The organism is Paraplanobispora siamensis (assembly GCF_016863175.1).
In the GTDB taxonomy this organism is placed as follows: Bacteria; Actinomycetota; Actinomycetes; order Streptosporangiales; family Streptosporangiaceae; genus Planobispora; species Planobispora siamensis.
Genome location: NZ_BOOJ01000032.1, coordinates 47517 through 64831 on the forward strand (window position 1 = coordinate 47517; position 17315 = coordinate 64831).

Genomic DNA, 17315 nt, shown 5'->3' on the forward strand with positions numbered 1-17315 from the left:
GACCTCCTCACAACGCCGGATCAATCTTGTGCGGCCGTGGTGTTCTGGACGGCCACCGCGTCTCGTGCGGCCACCGTGCGGAACCCGGCGTTGGCCATCGAGGAGTCCGGCGTGTTCGACGAGCGCGCCGCGTTGCGGTAGCGGTTGCAGTAGGAGTCGTGGCACAGGAACGAGCCGCCGCGCAGCACCCGGGCCGTGCCCCGCCGCGGGCCGCGCGGGTCGTCGGCGGGGGAGTGGGCGTAGTAGTCGGGGGCGTACCAGTCCGCGCACCACTCCCAGACGTTGCCGACCGTCTGCCACAGCCCGTAGCCGTTGGGGCCGAAGGCACGCACCGGGGCCGTGGTCAGATAGCCGTCGTCCATGGTGTTGCGCGCGGGGAAGTCGCCCTGCCAGATGTTCACCGGCCACCCCCCCTCCGGTAGGTCGTCGCCCCACGGGTAGCGGGCGCCCTCCAGGCCGCCACGGGAGGCGTACTCCCACTCGGCCTCCGTGGGCAGGCGCCGCCCGGCCCAGGCGCAGTACGCCGTCGCGTCGTTCCAGCTCACGTGCACCACGGGATGGTCGGGATCGGCCTCGGACAGGGCGCCGCCGGGGTGGCGCCAGTCGGCGCCGCGCACGCCCAGCCACCAGGGCACGCCGGGGACCGGCCCCATGACGTCCTGCGGGCGGGCGCTCAGCGCCAGGTGGAAGACGGCCGAGAAGCCGTACACCTCGGCCTCGGTCCGGTAACCGGTCGCCTCGGCGAAGACGGCGAAGTCGGCCGTCGTCACGCAGGTCGCGTCGATCGAGAACGGCCGCACCGTGACCCGGTGGACGGGCCGCTCGCCGTCGGCCGGGTTGCCGTCGCCGGCCGGGTCGCCCATCAGGAACCCGCCGCCCGGCAGACGCACCTGCTCGATCGCGTGCACGCCCGGCGACCCGGCCGCGTGCGCCCGCCGTACTCCGGCCGCGTGCGCATCTGACGACCCGGCCGCGTGTGCGCTCCGCGCCTCGATCGTCGGCGCCTCGACGCGCACGGGCTCCGGCGGCCCCGCCGTACCGGGCGTGCAGCAGCTCCCCGACACCTCACACCCCCAGGTAGTCCGGATCGTGATAGACGTTGCGCGGCTCCGCCGGGTCCGCCTCCAGGTCGTACGGCTCCCACTGGCCGCCGTAGGCGGAGACGCCGGTGCCCGGGACGCCCATGCCGTCGTTGTGGAAACAGATGATCTCGTAGCGCGCCGTCCGGTAGCCGTAGTGGGCCGGCGCCTTGTGGAAGATGTCGTCGTGCTCCCAGTGGCGGTAGTACATCCCCTCGGCGGGCGGCGGTCCCGGCTCGCCGGTCAGGTCCGCCGGGGAGCTGCGGCCCTGCATGCGGGGATGGTGGGCGACCACGGCCGCGTCGAGCACGGTCTGCGCGGAGCAGTACATCAGGAGGGCGTCGTCGGACTCGCCGGGCTCCCGCAGCCAGTCGACGACCCGGCCCGCGTTGTCGTCCGCCGAGGCTGCCACGGCCAGACAGTCTTCCATCAGATCCTCCCGGGGACCGTCGTCCTCAGGCGATCGTGAAGCACCCGGGCGCAACGCCGCCGCCGAGGCCGGTCTCAACGAAGCATCCTGGATGCGGGTCGGGGGCCGGTGCGGCGCGGTGCTGCACCAGACCGAGTTCGGCAGGGAGGGGCCCAGGCCCGGCACCACCCTGCCCACCGCGGTGGCCAAGGGCCCCATGTCCGGAGGCCCGGCCGCCGGGACCACATGGCTGCGCCTGCTCTATCACCACGACGCCGCCAACGCCGAACACGACGATCGCCGTGGGGAGACGAGGTCTCCGTATGCCGCGGAAGGCCGAGGGCCTCGGTCGAGCCGGGGGGTCCAGGTGCCTAAGGGTGTCGAGGGCCTTGGTCAAGCTGGATGATCCGGGTGCCACGGGAGGTCGAAAGCCCCGGCTGAGCTGGGATGATCCGGTGTCTCAGGATGTCGGGGGTCTCGGTTGAGCCGGGATGATCCAGGTGCCGTGGGAGGCCGAGAGCCTCACCGATGACGGCGCCGAGTGTGACGCCGGGGAGCGCTGATATCCGGGGAGCGCTGATGTGCGGGGGCGCTGATGTGCGGTGTGGTCCGGCCGGGTAGTCGATCCGCGTCCGCGTGTGCCGGAGGGCGGGCGCTGGGATGGCGCGGTCAGGACGCCCGGGAGGGGCGATGGGCGGAGTAGGGGGACGGAACGTCGACGGCCTCGGCCAGGGTGTGGTCAGGACGCCCGGGAGGGGCGGTGGGCGGAGTAGGAGGGGCGAGAGGGGACGTCGACGGCCTCGGCCAGGGTGTGCAGGAGGACGGCCAGGCGGTGGCGCAGGAGGTCGGGGGAGCGCCGCCGCCCGGGGCCTCGGCGGGCGAGTGTGCGGGAGCGCCCGGCCTCGGCGATGCGCTCGGAATGCCGGGCGAGGGCGTAGCGCAGGATCATGTCGGTGTTCATCGCATGCCTTCCGATCTGGTGATGGAGATGTCGCCGCTGAGGCTGCGGATGCCGAGTTCGATCGTGTTCTCGTCGTCGGCGGGCTGGTCGCCCTGGTCGAACGGGACCAGCTCAGAGTTGATCTTTCCGGACAGCGATCCGACGTCCAGCCACGTCGCGGTGCCGTCGGCGACCCCGATCGCGACGTCACCGGAGGTGGTGTTCGCCGAGACCCGGCCCCGGACGATCCGGTGAACGCGGATCCGTCCCGAGGTCGACTTGGCGACGACGTCGCCGCCGGCCTCGCCGAGCTCGGCTTCCCCGGACACGGTTGTCAGGCCGGCCGGGCCGCCGACCGTGCCCAGCCGTACCACTCCCGAGATGGTCTCCACCGAGGCGGCACCTTCAGTGACGTCGCATCTGACGTCACCCGACGCCGTCTTGACGCGCAGCTCCGCCGCGCGCTCGATCGTGACGTCACCGGAGGCGGTGGAGATCTCGACGTCGTACAGCGGCCCGGACGTGGTCACGTCGGCCGAGACGGTGCCGGCGCGCACGTGGGATCCGGCAGGCAGCGCCACGACGACGTCGACGGTGGGGGCCCGGCGGAGGACCCGCCGGTCGGGTGTCCTGAGGCTGATGGTGTCGGCGTCGTGCTCGACCTGGATGGATCGGGCGTAGTCGAGGTCGGAGGGATCGGCCGGCTGTACGTCGACCCTGGTGTCCTCGCGGTCGGAGGCCGTGACCCGGAGGCTGCCGCCCACCAGGTGGGCGCTGAAGGTGATCGGGCCTGGTGTGGGAAATGTGGGCATGGCGAAGCTCCGTCTCGGTGGAGAAGGGTGAACGGCGGTGGGAGCGGTGCCCCGCGCCGCCGGAGCGGGGGTGGTGCCCCGCGCCGCCGACCCGGTCGGTGACGACTTGGCAGCTCCGCGACGGGTGAGGTCCCGGATCTGCCGGGCCGGTCCGCGACGGGTCGGCCCCGGATCTTCCTGGCCCACCCGGGACGGGTGGGCCTCCGATCTGCCGGACCGGGTCAGCGGCTCCAGCCGGTGAGGCGCCTGCCCGGACCGTGCGTGCCCGGGCCGGGGTCGGACAGGGCGGCGGTGAGGGCCCGGACGAGCCAGGCGTTCACCGAGACGCCGGCGCCGGCCGCGGCCTGCTCGATGCGGGACTTCAGCGCTTCGGGGAGGCGCAGGGTCATCCGGGCGGTGCCCTGCTCGGCCTCGCCCGGCGGGGCGGGAGGCTCCGGCGGCAGAGGCGGGTGCGGCGGCGAGGGGGCGTGGGGAGGGCCGGGCGGACCGGGTGGTCCCGCGGGCGGGCGGCCCGTGGAGAACGGGAAGCCGGGCGGGAAGCGCCCGGAGAAGGGGAAGTCCGGCGGGAAGTGCCCCGGGAACGGGGAGCCCGGCGGGAAGTCATGCGGCCCGGCGCGCTCGTGCTCCTGCGGCAGGCTCACCACGAACTGCGGTTCCCTGCCGCGGATGCGCACCTCGACCACGCCGGGATCGATCTCCCTGGTGACCTCGTCGGCCGCGTCGGAGAGCACGTCCATGAGCGTGAGCCGCACCGCCGGATCGAGCGCGGAGGCCAGGCGCTCGGCGGCCTCGCGCACCTCGGGGCCCGCCACCTCGGCCGCGGCGGCCAGTTCCCGGCGCAGGTCGGCGATGTACGATGTCAACTCCATGACGTCATCATGGCATCATTGTGACGTCACTTCAAGGCCTGCCGACGTCAAAATGGCGGCGAGGATGGACGCGGACGGTCTGTGCGGCGCGCGGACACGGCAGAGAGGCGGATGCGACAGGAGTGCGGGCGCGAGGATGAGCGCAGGGCGGGCACAAGGAGGAGGATGAACGCGAGCGGCGGATGCGGAGCCGGATGCGGAGCGAGACGGGGAGAGTCGATGAGTGAGATCTTCGACGAGGTGGGCGTGCGCGATCTCTACCACCGGCTGCTGGACTCGTGGCGGCGCAACGACGCCGAGGAGTACGCCGCGCTGTTCGTCGAGGACGGCATGATGGTCGGGTTCGACGGCAGCCAGGTGGCGGCCGCCGAGATCCTGGACCACCTGTCGGCGATCTTCGGCGACCACCCGGTCGCCACCTACGTCGCCAAGGTGCGCCGGGTGCGGCCGCTCGGCGCCGACCACGCGATGGTGCAGGCGATCGTCGGGATGGTCCCGCCGGGCGCGGACGACCTCAGGCCCGAGGTCAACGCCTTCCAGACGCTCGTCGCCGAGCGCCGCGGGGGGACGTGGCAGATCGTGATGTTCCAGAACACCCCCGCCCAGTACCACGGCCGCCCCGACCTGGCCGAGCGGCACACCGCCGAGATCAGAGAGGTCCTGCGGGCGGGGACGGACGGCGGACCGGTCTGACCCGGCCGTCCGAGTGACCGGGGCGGGCAGGGCGATCCGCGAACCGCCCGGGAGCCGGGGACTGTTCTAGGGGAGGGCCGGTTCCAGGGTGGGCTGCGGGGCGGGGACGATGCGCATGCGCAGCCGTACGGACGAGCGGCCCGGGTGCTGGGAGATGGTGAACTCGTCGCAGAGCCGGCCGATCAGCCACAGCCCGAACCCTCGTGAGGCGTCGGCGCCGGGCAGGTGGCGGCGGGTGTCGAGCGGGGACAGCCGGCCCATGGCGTCGGTGATCTCGACGTGCACGTCGGTCCCGTCGTGCGAGAGGGACACGGTGCCCCGGCCGCCGCCGTGCTCCAGCACGTTGATGACGGCCTCGTTGGTGGCCAGCAGGAGGTCGTCCAGGCGGCGGCCGCGCAGACCGGCCCGCTTCGCGGAGTCGGTGATCCGGTCGCGGAGGGTGGAGAGATCCGCAGTGATCGCCCACTGGCGGAGCTGAACGCTTCTCACTGATCTCCCCTGCGATGTCGTGCCCGGTGCCGGCTCATTCTGCCCCGGGTCAGTAGATTAGCGGTCGCCCGCCGGACGCTTGCTGCCGGAGTTACCCATTCCAGCCCGGATCATTGATGCTTTTCCCTCCGGGCCGGTAAAAATCCCACCAAGCCCGGCGGACCGGAGGTCACCGGGAGGCGGCGGCCAGGGCCTCGTGCGCCTCGGCGAGGGTGGCGTGCAGGGAGAAGGCGCGCGCCAGCCCGGTCAGGTTCAGGATCCTGTTCAGGCGGGCGTTGGCGCCGACGAGGGCGACGACGCCGCCCGAGGTGGTGATGGTCTGCCGGGCGTTCAGGAGCATGCGCAGGCCGGTGGAGTCGCAGAACGTCAACTGGCTCACATCGGCGATCAGGTTGCGGCAGGCGCCGAGGTCGTCGAGTGCGTCCTTCAGGTGGACCGAGGTGGTGTAGTCGAGTTCACCGGTCAGCCGAAGCACGCACGCCTCCGGCTCCTCATGGTCGAGGGCCCAGGTCAACGAGCTGGTCGGGGCACTCACTACGGCTCCTCACGGCGACGGGCCGGCCGGCGGGGGACGGCCATGGACGATCAGCCTATGGTACGGACAGGGCCAAGATAGCGGTGTCGTCGGCCAGCCCGGCACCGAAGTCGGCCAGGAGCCCCCGCATGACCGTCACGATCTCCTTGGCCGCCCGGCCCGCCAGCGGGGCGAGCAGCCCGCGCAGCCGTTCCTCGCCGAACAGGTGGCCGTCGGGGGTCCGGGCCTCGGTCAGGCCGTCGCTGTGCAGCAGGAGCGCGTCCCCCGGGTTCAGGCGCGTCCGCACGGTGGTGATCGTCGGGTCGTCGAAGACCCCCACCACGCATCCGTCGGCCGGGTGCAGCGCCTCCACCTCGCCGCCGGCGCGGACCACCTGGGCCGGAGGGTGTCCCCCCGCCGCCAGCACCAGGTCGAACCCGGGGCCGTCCGGAGTCAGGAGGCCGAACTGGACGGTGCAGTAGCGCGGGTCGCCGGGCTGCTGCTCCTGCAGCAGCACCGTGTTGAGATTGTGCAGCACGCCGACGGGGTCGGGGTCGTAGGTGGCCGCGGCGCGCAGCGTGTAGCGCGCCAGCGAGGTCAGCGCCGCCGCCTCGGCCCCCTTGCCGGACACGTCCCCCAGGAACAGGCCCCAGCGCCCGTCGCCCAGGGCGAAGACGTCGTAGAAGTCGCCGCCGACCCGGTCGCTGGAGGCCACGTGATAGTAGGCCGCCAGCTCCAGGCCGGGCACGTCCGGCAGGATCGACGGCAGCAGCGTGCGCTGCAGCGTGCTGGACAGCAGCTCCAGGCGCTCCTGCTCCCGCTCCAGTTCACGGCGCATCCGCCGCTCGCGCGCCACCGTGGCCATCGCCGCCAGCCGTACCTCCAGCTCGTCGGCCACCAGGGCGGCCAGGTCCTGCAGCGTCGCGAGCTGCGCGGCGTCGACGGTGCGGGGGCGGACGTCCAGCACGTTGACGGTTCCCAGCCGGTAGCCGTCGGAGGTGATGATCGGGGCCGCGGCGTAGAAACGGATCCCCGCCGGGCCGTCCACCAGGGAGTTGTCCATGGTGCGCGGGTCGGTTCGGGCGTCGGTGACGACGTACGGCTCGCCGCACAGGATGGCCGAGGCGCACAGGCCGGGCTCGCGTCTGATCTGGTTCATCCCGGCGGGCAGCCCCCGCTGGGCTTTGAACCAGATGCGGTCCTCGTCGACGATGGTCACGGTGGCCATGGGGACGTCGAACGCGCGGGCGGCCAGCGCGGCGACCCGGTCGAAGGCGCCGTCGGGCGGGGTGTCCAGGATCTGATAGCGCCGCACCGCCGCCAGCCTCCGGACCTCGTCCCCGGAGATCACCGACATGCCGTCTACGTGCGCCTTTACCACCTGTCCCCCTTCGCTCGACGCCGTCCCCTTCCCGGAAGATGACTGGATCGGTACAACCCCGGTGAAGGTCCCAATATCATCCATCCAGTCCGTATCGGTATGAGCGAGGGCCGCGGCGGGCGTCCAGCCGGATCCGGTGATCATTTTCTCCTATCCGCGAAGGGTCCGCCACCATCGAAGATCCTCAATTGGGGGACTCTATCGACTTCTCATAACAACCTAATGTATCTGGATGATTACACTATGTGTAGATTCAGGGTGTCTAGAGGATACCGGCAAAAATCGGGAAACCACCCCATATCTCCCCCATGGGCCCCGTGGCCGCGACAGGCGAGACCGTACGGCGTCGCGGCGCAGCGTCCCGCCCGGTCGGCCGGCCGAAAACCGGGTGCGGATCTTCGGTGTGGTGAGGTGTGATCGGGGCTATGGCGATTGTCTTGGATGAGCCGGGAACCGACGGGCTGAGCGAGGTCGTGGGCGCGCTGCGTGAGTGGCAGCGCGACGGGGCGCCGGTGCAGCTGCACCCGGGGGACCTGGGCTGGTTCTGGCGGTTCGGTGACGAGGCGACGGCCGCGGCGGTCCGGACGTGGAGCAGGGACGGGCGGATCCTCGCCGCCGGGCTGCTGGACGGCGCCGGGCTGCTGCGGCTGGCGATCGCGCCGGACGCCCGGCGGGACGGGGAGCTGGCGCGGCGGCTGGTCGAGGACGTGAGCGAGCCGGAGCGCGGCGTACTGGGCGAGGGGAGGGTGAACGTCGAGGCGCCGACGGGCGCACTGGTTCGGGATCTGCTGTTCGGGGCCGGCTGGAAGGCCGACGAGCCGTGGACGCCGCTGCGCCGCGATCTCACGCAGCCGGTGAAGGACCCGGGCGTGCGGATCGAGGTGATCGGGCCGGAGCGGGCGCACGTGCGCGCCGCCGTACAGCGGGCGTCGTTCGACAGGTCGACGTTCACCGACGAACGCTGGCGGGCGATGGCGGCCGGCTCACCGTACGCCGAGGCCCGGTGCCTGGTCGCCTACGACGATCAGGGCGACGCGGTGGCGGCGGTGACGGTGTGGTCGGCCGGTCCGGGCAGGCCCGGGCTGCTCGAACCGATGGGCGTGCACCGGGAACATCGCGGTCACGGCTACGGCAGGGCGATCACCGTCGCCGCGGCCGCAGCCCTCCGGGAGCTGGGCTCGTCGAGCGCGGTCGTCTGCACCCCGAGCTCCAACGTCGCCGCCGTCGCCACCTACGAGTCGGCCGGCTTCCGGCGACTCCCCGAGACCCGCGACTGCTACCGGGACGCCTGACCGCGTGCTCGGACCGGTTCTGGAAGGCGCCCGGCTCGGCCCGCCGGCCGGACACCTGCCGGATGGCGGCGTCCGGAGCCTCGACGGAGCCGCACCGGGCCGGCGTCAGAGTTGCTGGCCGGTCTTCGGGTCGTAGCGGACCTGCACGGCCACGACCTGGTCGGTCGGGAGCACCTCGATCCACTGGTCGAAGATCTGGTACGGCTCGGCCGGGCGGAAGCCCCCCTCGAGCGGGTCGAAACCGGTCTCGAAGACCTCCTCGGTGGCCAGCAGGTTCGCCACCGAGGTGTTGGACGCCTGCAACCCGGCCGAGAGCAGTTGCAGGACCTCGCCGACCTTCTTGCCCTGGTACTCGGGCGGGTCGCCCGGCTGGAACGGGTAGGGCAGGTCGAAGGCGGCCTGCCCCTCGACCTCGACGAGCCACTTCAGGGCGGCGACCTCGTGCCCCGGCCGCACCGGCAGTACCGCCTTGGCCCAGGCCGCGTTGAGGAACTCGTTGCGTCGCTCGTCGCCGTCGATCTGGATCAGCCAGCCCAGGGAGCTGCCCAGCGGCGCGGGCTGCGTCTCCTCGGTGATGAGGTAGTCGATCCGCCACTCGGGGGTGGCCTGGCCCTGTGGGTCGAGGGCGTTGTTCCGGTCGGTGTGGGAGTACCAGCTCACCACGGTCTCGCCCGCCAGGGGCGCGGTCTGGTCGGCCGCCCACGGCGGCGGGGGAACCGGGTACCGGCCGAGACTGGACGGGGTGGGGTGGGTCACCCCGGTGCTCGGCCGCCAGAAGTCGGGGGCGACGAAGTACAGCATCTCGTCCACGTCGAACAGCTGCCGGATCAGCTCCGAACCGAGGTGCGGGTCCGCGCCCAGGGAGAGCCTGCGGATCAGGGTGCCGAAGACCGTCTGACGTTCCTCGCTGCGCAGATCCTCGGGCGGCCGGGAGCGCATCGTGCTGACCTTCTTGAGACGCTCGCGCACCGCGTGGCCGTACGCCTCGTGCTGGAGCTGGGCGACCTGTCTGGCGTAGGCGGCCCGGGCCTCGGCGTTGGCCGCGTCGATCGCCTGGACGGCCGCGGCGGTCGGCGTGTAGACGATCGAGGCGTCGAAGGGCAGGGACTTCCTGCCCTGGAAGTTGGCGTGGGTCAGCCGGAGGCCCAGGCTGTTCCTGGCGGGGTCCGGGTTGGCGGGCATGCCCAGGTCGGTGTGCGAGGTGGTGAACTGGACCTGGGCGCCGCGGAAGTCGATGGAGGCGATCCGGTTGACCTCGTAGCCCGGGGGCGGGGGCGGGAGCGGGAAGTCGAACCGGAACTGGATGATGTTGTTGATGCCGACGTCGGGCTTGTGGATCCCGTGGTCGCGGTTCTCGTCGGAGAGCTTGTAGGTGTTCTCCGCCTCGTCGTCCGCCCCCTGGTGCAGGACGAAGGGGAGTGACAGGGGATAGGTCACCTTCTGGTCCTGCGGGCGGGGCTGGATCTCCGGTTTCTGGACCCCGGTCAGGTCGGGCGCGGCGACCACGTCGACCATGTCGCCCAGCCCCAGGCCGCGGCCGGGCGCGTCGAGGTAGACCTGCCAGCTCAGCCGTGCGCCGATGTGCTGGAGCTGTACGCCGACCTTGCGCATCTTGCGCCGCAGCTCGTAGTTGACGAGTTCGGCGGTGGTGTTCTGCACGACGTAGCGGCGGCTGGAGGTGTCGGTGACGTCGGTGACCGTCTTGAACGTCGTCTTGAAGTTGCGCTTGATCTCGCTGGTGACCTTGGAGCTCTGCGTGCGGGCGTGCTTGTGCGTCTCCTCGGCGGACCGCTTGACCGTGCTCTGGGTGCTGAAGCTGGCACTGGCGTCGGCGTGGTAGATCGGGGCGTTCACCCCGCCGGTCGCGCTGACCCCGAGCTTGGTGTCGTTGGCGTTCTCCTCCTTGACCGCGTCGGCGATGTCCTCCTGCCGGGTCAGGCTCTCCTCGACCTTGCGGGAGGTCTCCTCCGCCTGCTCGGCGACCCGCTCGACCAGCGTGCGGCGGGTGCTGGTCTCCACGACCTCCACGGTGCCGCCGGGACTGATCCACAGGTGCCCGGCCGGAGCGCCCAGGAAGGTGTCGAACTCGAAGAAGTACTGCCGGAAGAGGTTGACCAGTCCCACCGGGGACAGCACGCCCTGGGCGGCGGCCTCCAGCCGTCCGGCCAGGGCCGCGAGTTCCCGGCCCTCCAGCGTGCGGGCCGCCGCTCCGGAGAAGGCCTCCCGGCTCAGCCCCGGGACCTCGTAGCCGGTGGTGCCGGTGGCCGCCCGCAGGGTGTTCTGCGCGCCGAACCAGCCGGCCAGCGGCTGGTAGACGCCGAAGGTCTCACTGGCGTACGGCAGCGTGCCCGCGAAGTCGGTCAGCGGGCGGCCGTTGAACACCGGCCGGCCCTGCACCGGCGCGGTCAGGACCTGCACCGGGGCGTGGGCGCCGCCCGGGGTGGTGGTGAAGGGCAGAGACACCACCGGCTGGTTCGACTGGATCCTGACGAGCAGCATCTCGCAGGTGGACTCGGCGGCCGGAGCGACGAACGAGATGGTCTGGGCCCCGGCCTGCCCGGTGGTCCGCCCGACGTACTGGCGGGTCGAACCCGGATCGCGCCGCAGGAAGGTGCCGGTCAGCTGGGGGAGATCCGGGTGGAGACCCGGATCCTGCACGTCCACGGTGGCGGGCAGGCTCAGCGCGATCTGCTGGTTCGCCGGGATCTCGCCGGACGGGCTCGGATCGATCCTGTACGACCAGATCCGGAAGCCCGTGTCCGGCCCGGGCAGGGCCGTCTTCCCGGTGAACGTGACGACGATCGCCATGAGATCCCCTTAGATAGGCCGCCCCGGGCCGCATGTGTCCTCGGCGGACCGCGCCTCTTCCTGAACTGCCAATGTGCCACGCGATCCCGTGGATTAACAGTGCGTGTCCTCATCAGGACTCTCCGTACCGTTCGGCCTCTGTGGCGTCTAAGCTCGGAAGGTCCCGCACCGTCCCCCGCCCGGGAGCCCGGATGGCCGTCACCTGCAAAGTCTCCGTGGTCGACGTCAACGGCCGGCCCCTGGCCGGGGCGCGGGTGCGTCTGGGGCCCGCCGGCGGGCTCACCGACCCCGCCGGGCGCTGGAGCGCCGACCTCGACCTCGACCCGGCCCGGCTGGTGACGCTGGAGGTCGACCACGGCCAGCACGTGGCGGAGAGGTGCGCGTTCACCGGCCTGCCGGGCCGCGCCTCCTGGGACAACGCCCTGGTCACCCCGACGGTGAGCGGCCAGGAGGTGCTGCTGGCCGTACGGCTGGGCCGGATGGACACCGCGCCCACCGTCAATCTGCCTGCCGAGCAGGTCGCCGCTCTGATGAGGACCCCGGCGCGCGACCCCGGCGGCGTGCTGCTGACCGGCGTTCCCCGGTTCCCGGGGGTGTTCGGCTACGCCCGGCACTGGAACGACATAAGAGCGGTCCAGGTGCCGCGGGCGCAACTGCTCCCGCCGAAGCCGGTGGCCCCGGGGACGAGAGGATGGAAACGGCTGCAGAGCGATACGGCGCACGCCGACCTGGCGGCCTTCGGGCGGTTCTACTGGCTGGAGTACGCGCCCCGGCCCAGCCGGCCGCGCTACGCCGTGGCGGTCTGGTCGCCGAACCTCTCCGACGAGACGCCGCCGCCGACCCTGGACTACGTCGTCTTCTACAGCCCCACCACCGAAAACGAGGAGTACCGGGGCGTGGCCTACCCGTACGGGCTGGTCAGCCAGGCGGCGCCGTTCCAGAAGTACATGGAGCTGGCGAAGAAGTATCTGCTCGACGAGTTCTTCTTCGCCTACGAGATGGTCGCACAGCACAACCGCGCGGTGCTGGTCATGCCCATCGCCGACTACGGCGACCTGGGGCCCTTCAGCAGCGGGGAGGGGCTGCTGCGGGCGCTGCGGGAGATCGGGCTGTTCCTGCACCGTCAGTGCCGGACCAGCCGGCTGGGGCTGCGCCCGCCCAGGTCCGCCCACCCGATGGAGCTGGCCGGGCCGAACCTGCGCAGCAACACCGCGGCCGTCGTGTCGGAGGGGTTCGGCGCAGCCCCGGCGGTGGGCAGGGTGGCCGTGGCCGGGTTCAGCACCGGGATCACCGCGGTCAAGACGCTCATGTGCGAGAGGGGCTGGGACATCTCGACCGTGGAGCTGTGGTCGACGGCCAGGGGTCTGTGCACGCCGGTCGCCAAACGGCGGAACGTCACGCTGGACTCCACCCTGTGGGGCGTGCCGGCCGGCGGCGGCGTGATCCCCAGCGGAGCGTGGCGCGAGTCGTGGCAGGAGCTCTGGGATCTCGACGGGTTCCATCCGTCCGCCGGCGGCTGGTCCCCCTACCTGGACCTGCTCCAGCGCTGGCTGGGCGAGAACGGCTCCCGGGTGCTGCGCAGCTATCACACCTCCAGCCGGGTGCCGCCCAACCCGCTGACCGACCCGCACAGTGTGTGGAAACACCTGACCGGGCCGAAGCTGGATGTGCGGATCACCCTCCCCCCGGTCGCCGGCATCGGAGCCGCCCAGCAGTTGCAGAACGACCGCTGGACCAGCGTCACCGCGCAGGACGCCTACCTGGGCGGCGGTTCCGATGAGGAGCCGGTGTTCATCGACCCGCACCACACCACTCCGCGCGTCGGCTTCCCGCACGCGCTCAGCCTCTCCAAGGTCGGGCGGGCCGTCAGATGACCGCCCTTCTCGACCGGGCGTCGCGGCCGGCCGGGGTGCGGGTCTCCTTGACCGTGGTCTTCCCCCGTGGTTCGCATTCCGGATAGGGAGGGGCGGCCCGGTTCGCTTTTCGTGCTGATGATCACCGCCGTCAGGTGCGGCGCGATCTCCCTCGACCTGGATCAGCGCTTGACGTCATAGACCAGCTTCAGGATCCCGTTCGAGTAGCTCTCCGACTCCCGCAGCGTCAGCATGTGCTTGTCTCGGTCGGCCCGGCCGAACAGGCTCTTCCCGGCGCCGAGCAGCACGGGGAAGACGAGCAGGTTGTACCGGTCGATCAGGCCCGCGTCCGACAGCCGCCGGGCCAGCTCCGCGCTCCCGTGGATGAAGATCGCGCCGCCCTCGCCCTCCTTGAGCGCGGCGACGTCCTCGGTCGAGCGCAGGATCGTGATCGATCCCCATCCGTCGACGATGGCGTCGTCGGGCAGCGTGGCCGACACCACGTACTTGGGCAGCTCCTTGTAGTCGGCGTGGTCCTGCGAGCCGGGCCAGGTCGTCGCGAACGCCTCGTAGCTGCGCCGGCCGAACATCAGCGCCGTCGTGTCGGCGAGTTCCTCACCCTTGAGCGACCAGGCCTCGGGGACGAACTCGAGGTCCTTGAACACCCACCCGCCGCTGCGGTGCTCCTCTCCCGGCCCGCCGCCGGGCGAGTCCACGACACCGTCCAGCGACATGAAACCGGTGTAGACCAAGTCACGCATTGTGCTGTCTCCTCATGTTCGGGCGAATTGCTGGGTACACGCTAGACCGTGGTCGCGGTGGCCGTCTTGGACAGAAACGACAGCGGCGCCGAAACGCGTACCGGAACACCGCCGCGACTGGAGCCGCACCCGGCTTCAGGACCCGCTCCTCTAGGAGTGAGGCCCGTGGTTGCGGGGGGTGCGCTGGTCGGCTTCGGCGGCGAGCTGGCTCTCCACCATGGCGCACCAGCGGTGCCATTCCTCGAGCTCGCGGTGTTCGGCGACGTCGCCGGCGTTGGCCTGGGCCAGCAGGCGGTGCGCGTCGGCCGCGGAGGTGTGGGCGTTGGCCAGCGCGTGATGGCCGTGATTGGCTCGGGCTTCGGCCATGGCCAGACCGACGGCCAGCTCTCCCAGTGCCCGGTGCCGCTTCTCCTCCGAAGGGTCGAGGTTGCCCGGGCCAACCTCTGGATCTTCTGCCCTGCCATCCATACTTGCCCGCATGCCCGCTATCTCTGGGATATAGCACGTATCACGAAATATCAGCCCAGGCGATAGGGAAGTCCTGCGCCCTGTTTCGGCCAAATGTCCATCAGCGCAGGTGGTGGGCTCGGCATAGGCATCCCCGCCGACGGCGTGGCGCGACCGGCCGGAGCGGGCGATCTGTCGATAGTGAATGGCGTGTGGAACGTGGTCAGGCGTCGCCTCCGGCAGGTCCCCTGGGCGCAGGCCGCCCCGGCGGTGCTCGCCGCGGCGCTGGTGGCCGTCGTGGGCCTGGTGCTGTCGGGCCTGTCGGGCGCCGTGCTGCAGCGTGCCCAGCAGCGCACCGCCGATCAGGGGATGGACCGGCGCGCGGCGCTGGTGAACGGGGCGGTGACGGCGGAGGCCGGGCGGTACGTGGACGCGCTGCGCATGATGGCCGCCGCCATGGGGGCCTCCGAGCCGCTGACCAGGGCCAGGTTCGTCCGGCTCACCCGGCCGCTGCAGCAGATGCGGCTGGCCGGCGCGTCCTCGATCGTGTTCCTGGTGGCGGCCGGCGACGAGGATGTCCCGCGGGTGCAGGAGGAGTGGCGCGAGCGGGGGGCGGCGGGACTGAACCTGGCCGCCGAGGGCACCGGGCGCGAGCACATCTTCTCGATCTTCAACGAGCCGCTGAACGGAAACCGGCGGCAGGAGGCCGGCATCGACGCCACCCAGGCGGCCGAACCCTCCCAGGCGCTGACCGAGGCGCGCCGCAGCGGCCAGGTGACGGTCTCCGACACCTACTACCTGCTGGGAGACCGGGATCTGCCGGCGGAGCACCGCCAGCTGTCGTTCGTGCTGACCGTCCCGATCCACACGGAGACCCCGGCGGACGGAGGGCGGCGCAGGTTCGTCGGCTGGGTGCTGATGGCGTTGCACGGGCAGGACTTCATCGGCGAGACCCTCCAGCGCATCACCCAGGGCACGTTCGACGTACGGCTGCGCGCGCGTCACAGCGGCGGCGCCGTGATGACCGTCGCCACGCTGACCGCGACCGGCGCCCGCCGATCTCCCCCCGACATGAGCCGCACCGGCGAGGTGCGCGTCGCCCAGCGGACCTGGCAGCTCGAGGTCGCCGCCGCCGGGGCGTCGCTGCCCGGGGCGTCCGGGGCGCTGCCGGCCACCGTGGCCACCACCGGGACCGTGGTGAGCCTGCTGCTGGCCGCGCTCGTGTTCGTCCTGGCCGGCAGTCGCGCGCGGGCACGGGCGCAGGTGGTGGCCGCCACCGCCGAGCTGCGCGCCGCCGAGGCCGGGGCGCGCCGTCAGAGCGGGCTGCTGGCCGCGGTGCTGGACAGCGTGGGGGACGGGGTCGGGGTGATCGACGAGAAGGGACGGTTCCTGCTGCACAATCCGGCCGCCAGGCAGATCCTCGGCATCGACCATGATCTTGACGACATCGAGGAGTGGCAACGCCGCTACGGCGTCTTCACCCCCGACGGCTCGGCCCCGATCCCGACCGGGGAGCTGCCCGTGATGCGCGCGCTGACCGGCCAGAAGGTCGAACGGGTGTCGATGATGATCCGCCACCCCGGCCGCCCGGAAGGGGCGATCATCTCGGTGTCGGCCCAGCCGCTGGACCCGGCGGCCGGGCAGACGGGCGCGGTGGCGGTCTTCCACGACATCACGGACAGGACCCGGGCCGACGAGCGGCTGGCCGCCGCGTCCGCGGCGCTCCAGGAGGAGCTGGTCCGGCGCACCGCGAGCGAGGCCGAGCTGCGCGTCGCGCGTGACGAACTGGCCGTGCAGAAGGCCTATCTGACCCAGGTGCTGGACGCCATCGACGTCAACGTGATCACCTGTGACCTCGACGGCGTCATCGTGCACGCCAACCGGGTCGCCCGCAGCGCCCTGCCGCCCGCCGACCGGCCGCTGACCATCGCCGAGACCACTCCGGTGGTGCACATGACCTACTCCGACGGCTCGGCGATGACGATCGAGCAGACTCCCCTGATGCGGGCGCTGCGCGGTGAGGTCGTCGACCTGGAGATGACGGTGACACCGCCCGGCTGCGGCCGGCAGATCGTCATGATGCACGCGCGGCCGCTGCGGCACACCGACGGGAACCTCATCGGCGCGGTGGCCTCCTCCTACAACATCACCGCGCTGCGCGAGCGCGAGGCCGAGCTGCAGGCCTTCGCCGGTGTCGTGGCCCACGACCTCAAACGCCCGCTGAGCGCGGTGCGCGGGTTCGCCGAGCTGGTGTACGACGACCTGGCCGAGGAGGCGGAGCCCGCCGGTCCCGGCGCCACCGGTCCCGACGCCACCGGTCCCGGCGGGCCGCGCGGGGCGACCGGCCGGGGCGGGGGTCGGGCCGCGCTGCGCATGCGGCACCTGGACCGCGTGCTGTCGGCGACCGCGCGGATGAGCCGCCTGATCGACGACCTGCTCCTGTACGCCGCCGCCCGCGACGCCGCCGTGAACCCGCAGACGGTCGACCTGGACGCGATGGCGCGCGAGGTCGTGGCCGAGCACGTGGCCGCCGCCGGAGCCGACCGGGCCGGTCCCGCCCCGCAGGTGTACGTCGGCACGCTTCCCCACGTGCTCGCCGACCCTCCGCTGGTCCGCCAGCTCGTCGACAACCTGATCGGCAACGCGATCAAGTACACCCCGCCGGGGCAGGCCCCGCGCGTCGACGTCACCCCCCACCCCGCGCCGGAGGGCTGGGCCTGCGTCGAGGTCGCCGACCGGGGCATCGGCATCCCTCCCGGCCAGCACCAGGCGATCTTCGCGGGGTTCCACCGGGTCGCCACCGCCTACAGCGGGACGGGCCTGGGACTGGCCATCTGCCGGCGGGTCGTCGAACGCCACGGCGGCACCATCGTCGCCGAGGACAACCCCGGCGGCGGCGCCAGGTTCCGCTTCACCCTGCCCGCCGCCCCGCAGCCCTGACCGTAGCGGGCCCTGCGGCACGAGGCCG

Annotated in this window: 15 protein-coding genes; 4 read left to right on the forward strand and 11 right to left on the reverse strand. The window is 72.1% G+C overall.

Translation table 11 applies throughout. The annotated features are described in order from the left end of the window. Positions 1–20: 20 nt before the first annotated feature. The 5 genes from Psi01_RS19190 to Psi01_RS19210 all read right to left on the reverse strand — a co-directional run bounded on the left by Psi01_RS19190 (position 21) and on the right by Psi01_RS19210 (position 4109). Entirely contained in the window at positions 21–1016 is a 996-nt protein-coding gene (locus tag Psi01_RS19190) for a formylglycine-generating enzyme family protein (protein WP_239127838.1), read from the reverse strand. A 49-nt stretch (positions 1017–1065) separates the two neighbouring features. Next, entirely contained in the window at positions 1066–1509 is a 444-nt protein-coding gene (locus Psi01_RS19195) for a sulfatase/phosphatase domain-containing protein (protein WP_204065413.1), read from the reverse strand. 718 nt (positions 1510–2227) lie between these two features. Continuing rightward, entirely contained in the window at positions 2228–2449 is a 222-nt protein-coding gene (locus Psi01_RS19200; protein ID WP_204065414.1) for a hypothetical protein, read from the reverse strand. Then, a complete protein-coding gene (locus tag Psi01_RS19205; protein WP_204065415.1) occupies positions 2446–3240 on the reverse strand; it encodes a DUF4097 family beta strand repeat-containing protein in 795 nt (264 codons plus the stop codon). The genes Psi01_RS19200 and Psi01_RS19205 overlap by 4 nt, the downstream gene beginning before the upstream one ends. 221 nt (positions 3241–3461) lie before the next feature. Beyond that, positions 3462–4109, reverse strand: coding sequence for a toxin-antitoxin system HicB family antitoxin (locus Psi01_RS19210; RefSeq protein ID WP_204065416.1), 648 nt, complete (start codon positions 4107–4109; stop codon positions 3462–3464). A gap of 219 nt (positions 4110–4328) precedes the next feature. Between Psi01_RS19210 and Psi01_RS19215 the strand changes: the two genes are divergently transcribed. Beyond that, complete coding sequence (locus Psi01_RS19215; RefSeq protein ID WP_204065417.1) at positions 4329–4802, forward strand: SgcJ/EcaC family oxidoreductase; 474 nt, start codon at positions 4329–4331, stop codon at positions 4800–4802. Between the two features lie 66 nt (positions 4803–4868). Here the strand turns inward: Psi01_RS19215 and Psi01_RS19220 are convergent, their stop codons facing one another. The 3 genes from Psi01_RS19220 to Psi01_RS19230 all read right to left on the reverse strand — a co-directional run bounded on the left by Psi01_RS19220 (position 4869) and on the right by Psi01_RS19230 (position 7186). Beyond that, entirely contained in the window at positions 4869–5291 is a 423-nt protein-coding gene (locus Psi01_RS19220; protein WP_204065418.1) for an ATP-binding protein, read from the reverse strand. Positions 5292–5460: 169 nt separating this feature from the next. Then, positions 5461–5826: an STAS domain-containing protein gene (locus tag Psi01_RS19225; protein WP_204065419.1), complete on the reverse strand. Its 366-nt coding sequence runs from the start codon at positions 5824–5826 to the stop codon at positions 5461–5463. A 55-nt stretch (positions 5827–5881) separates the two neighbouring features. Beyond that, positions 5882–7186: a PP2C family protein-serine/threonine phosphatase gene (locus Psi01_RS19230; protein ID WP_204065420.1), complete on the reverse strand. Its 1305-nt coding sequence runs from the start codon at positions 7184–7186 to the stop codon at positions 5882–5884. Between the two features lie 425 nt (positions 7187–7611). Here Psi01_RS19230 and Psi01_RS19235 point away from each other — a divergent pair, with 425 nt between their 5' ends. Beyond that, entirely contained in the window at positions 7612–8478 is an 867-nt protein-coding gene (locus Psi01_RS19235) for a GNAT family N-acetyltransferase (protein WP_204065421.1), read from the forward strand. A 105-nt stretch (positions 8479–8583) separates the two neighbouring features. Here Psi01_RS19235 and Psi01_RS19240 read toward each other — a convergent pair whose 3' ends face one another. After that, positions 8584–11286, reverse strand: coding sequence for a hypothetical protein (locus Psi01_RS19240; protein WP_204065422.1), 2703 nt, complete (start codon positions 11284–11286; stop codon positions 8584–8586). 191 nt (positions 11287–11477) lie between these two features. Between Psi01_RS19240 and Psi01_RS19245 the strand changes: the two genes are divergently transcribed. Then, the gene (locus Psi01_RS19245) at positions 11478–13160 is read left to right on the forward strand and encodes a hypothetical protein (protein ID WP_204065423.1); all 1683 of its coding nucleotides are present in this window, start codon (positions 11478–11480) and stop codon (positions 13158–13160) included. 161 nt (positions 13161–13321) lie between these two features. Here Psi01_RS19245 and Psi01_RS19250 read toward each other — a convergent pair whose 3' ends face one another. Continuing rightward, positions 13322–13900 carry a dihydrofolate reductase family protein gene (locus tag Psi01_RS19250; RefSeq protein ID WP_204065424.1) on the reverse strand — a complete coding sequence of 193 codons (579 nt, stop codon included), beginning with the start codon at positions 13898–13900 and terminating at the stop codon, positions 13322–13324. A gap of 150 nt (positions 13901–14050) precedes the next feature. After that, entirely contained in the window at positions 14051–14368 is a 318-nt protein-coding gene (locus Psi01_RS19255) for a hypothetical protein (RefSeq protein WP_204065425.1), read from the reverse strand. Between the two features lie 189 nt (positions 14369–14557). On the opposite strand from Psi01_RS19255, the gene Psi01_RS44130 reads away from it, so the two are divergent. After that, positions 14558–17287, forward strand: a complete 2730-nt coding sequence (locus Psi01_RS44130; RefSeq protein ID WP_204065426.1) for an ATP-binding protein — start codon at positions 14558–14560, stop codon at positions 17285–17287. Positions 17288–17315: the final 28 nt, after the last annotated feature.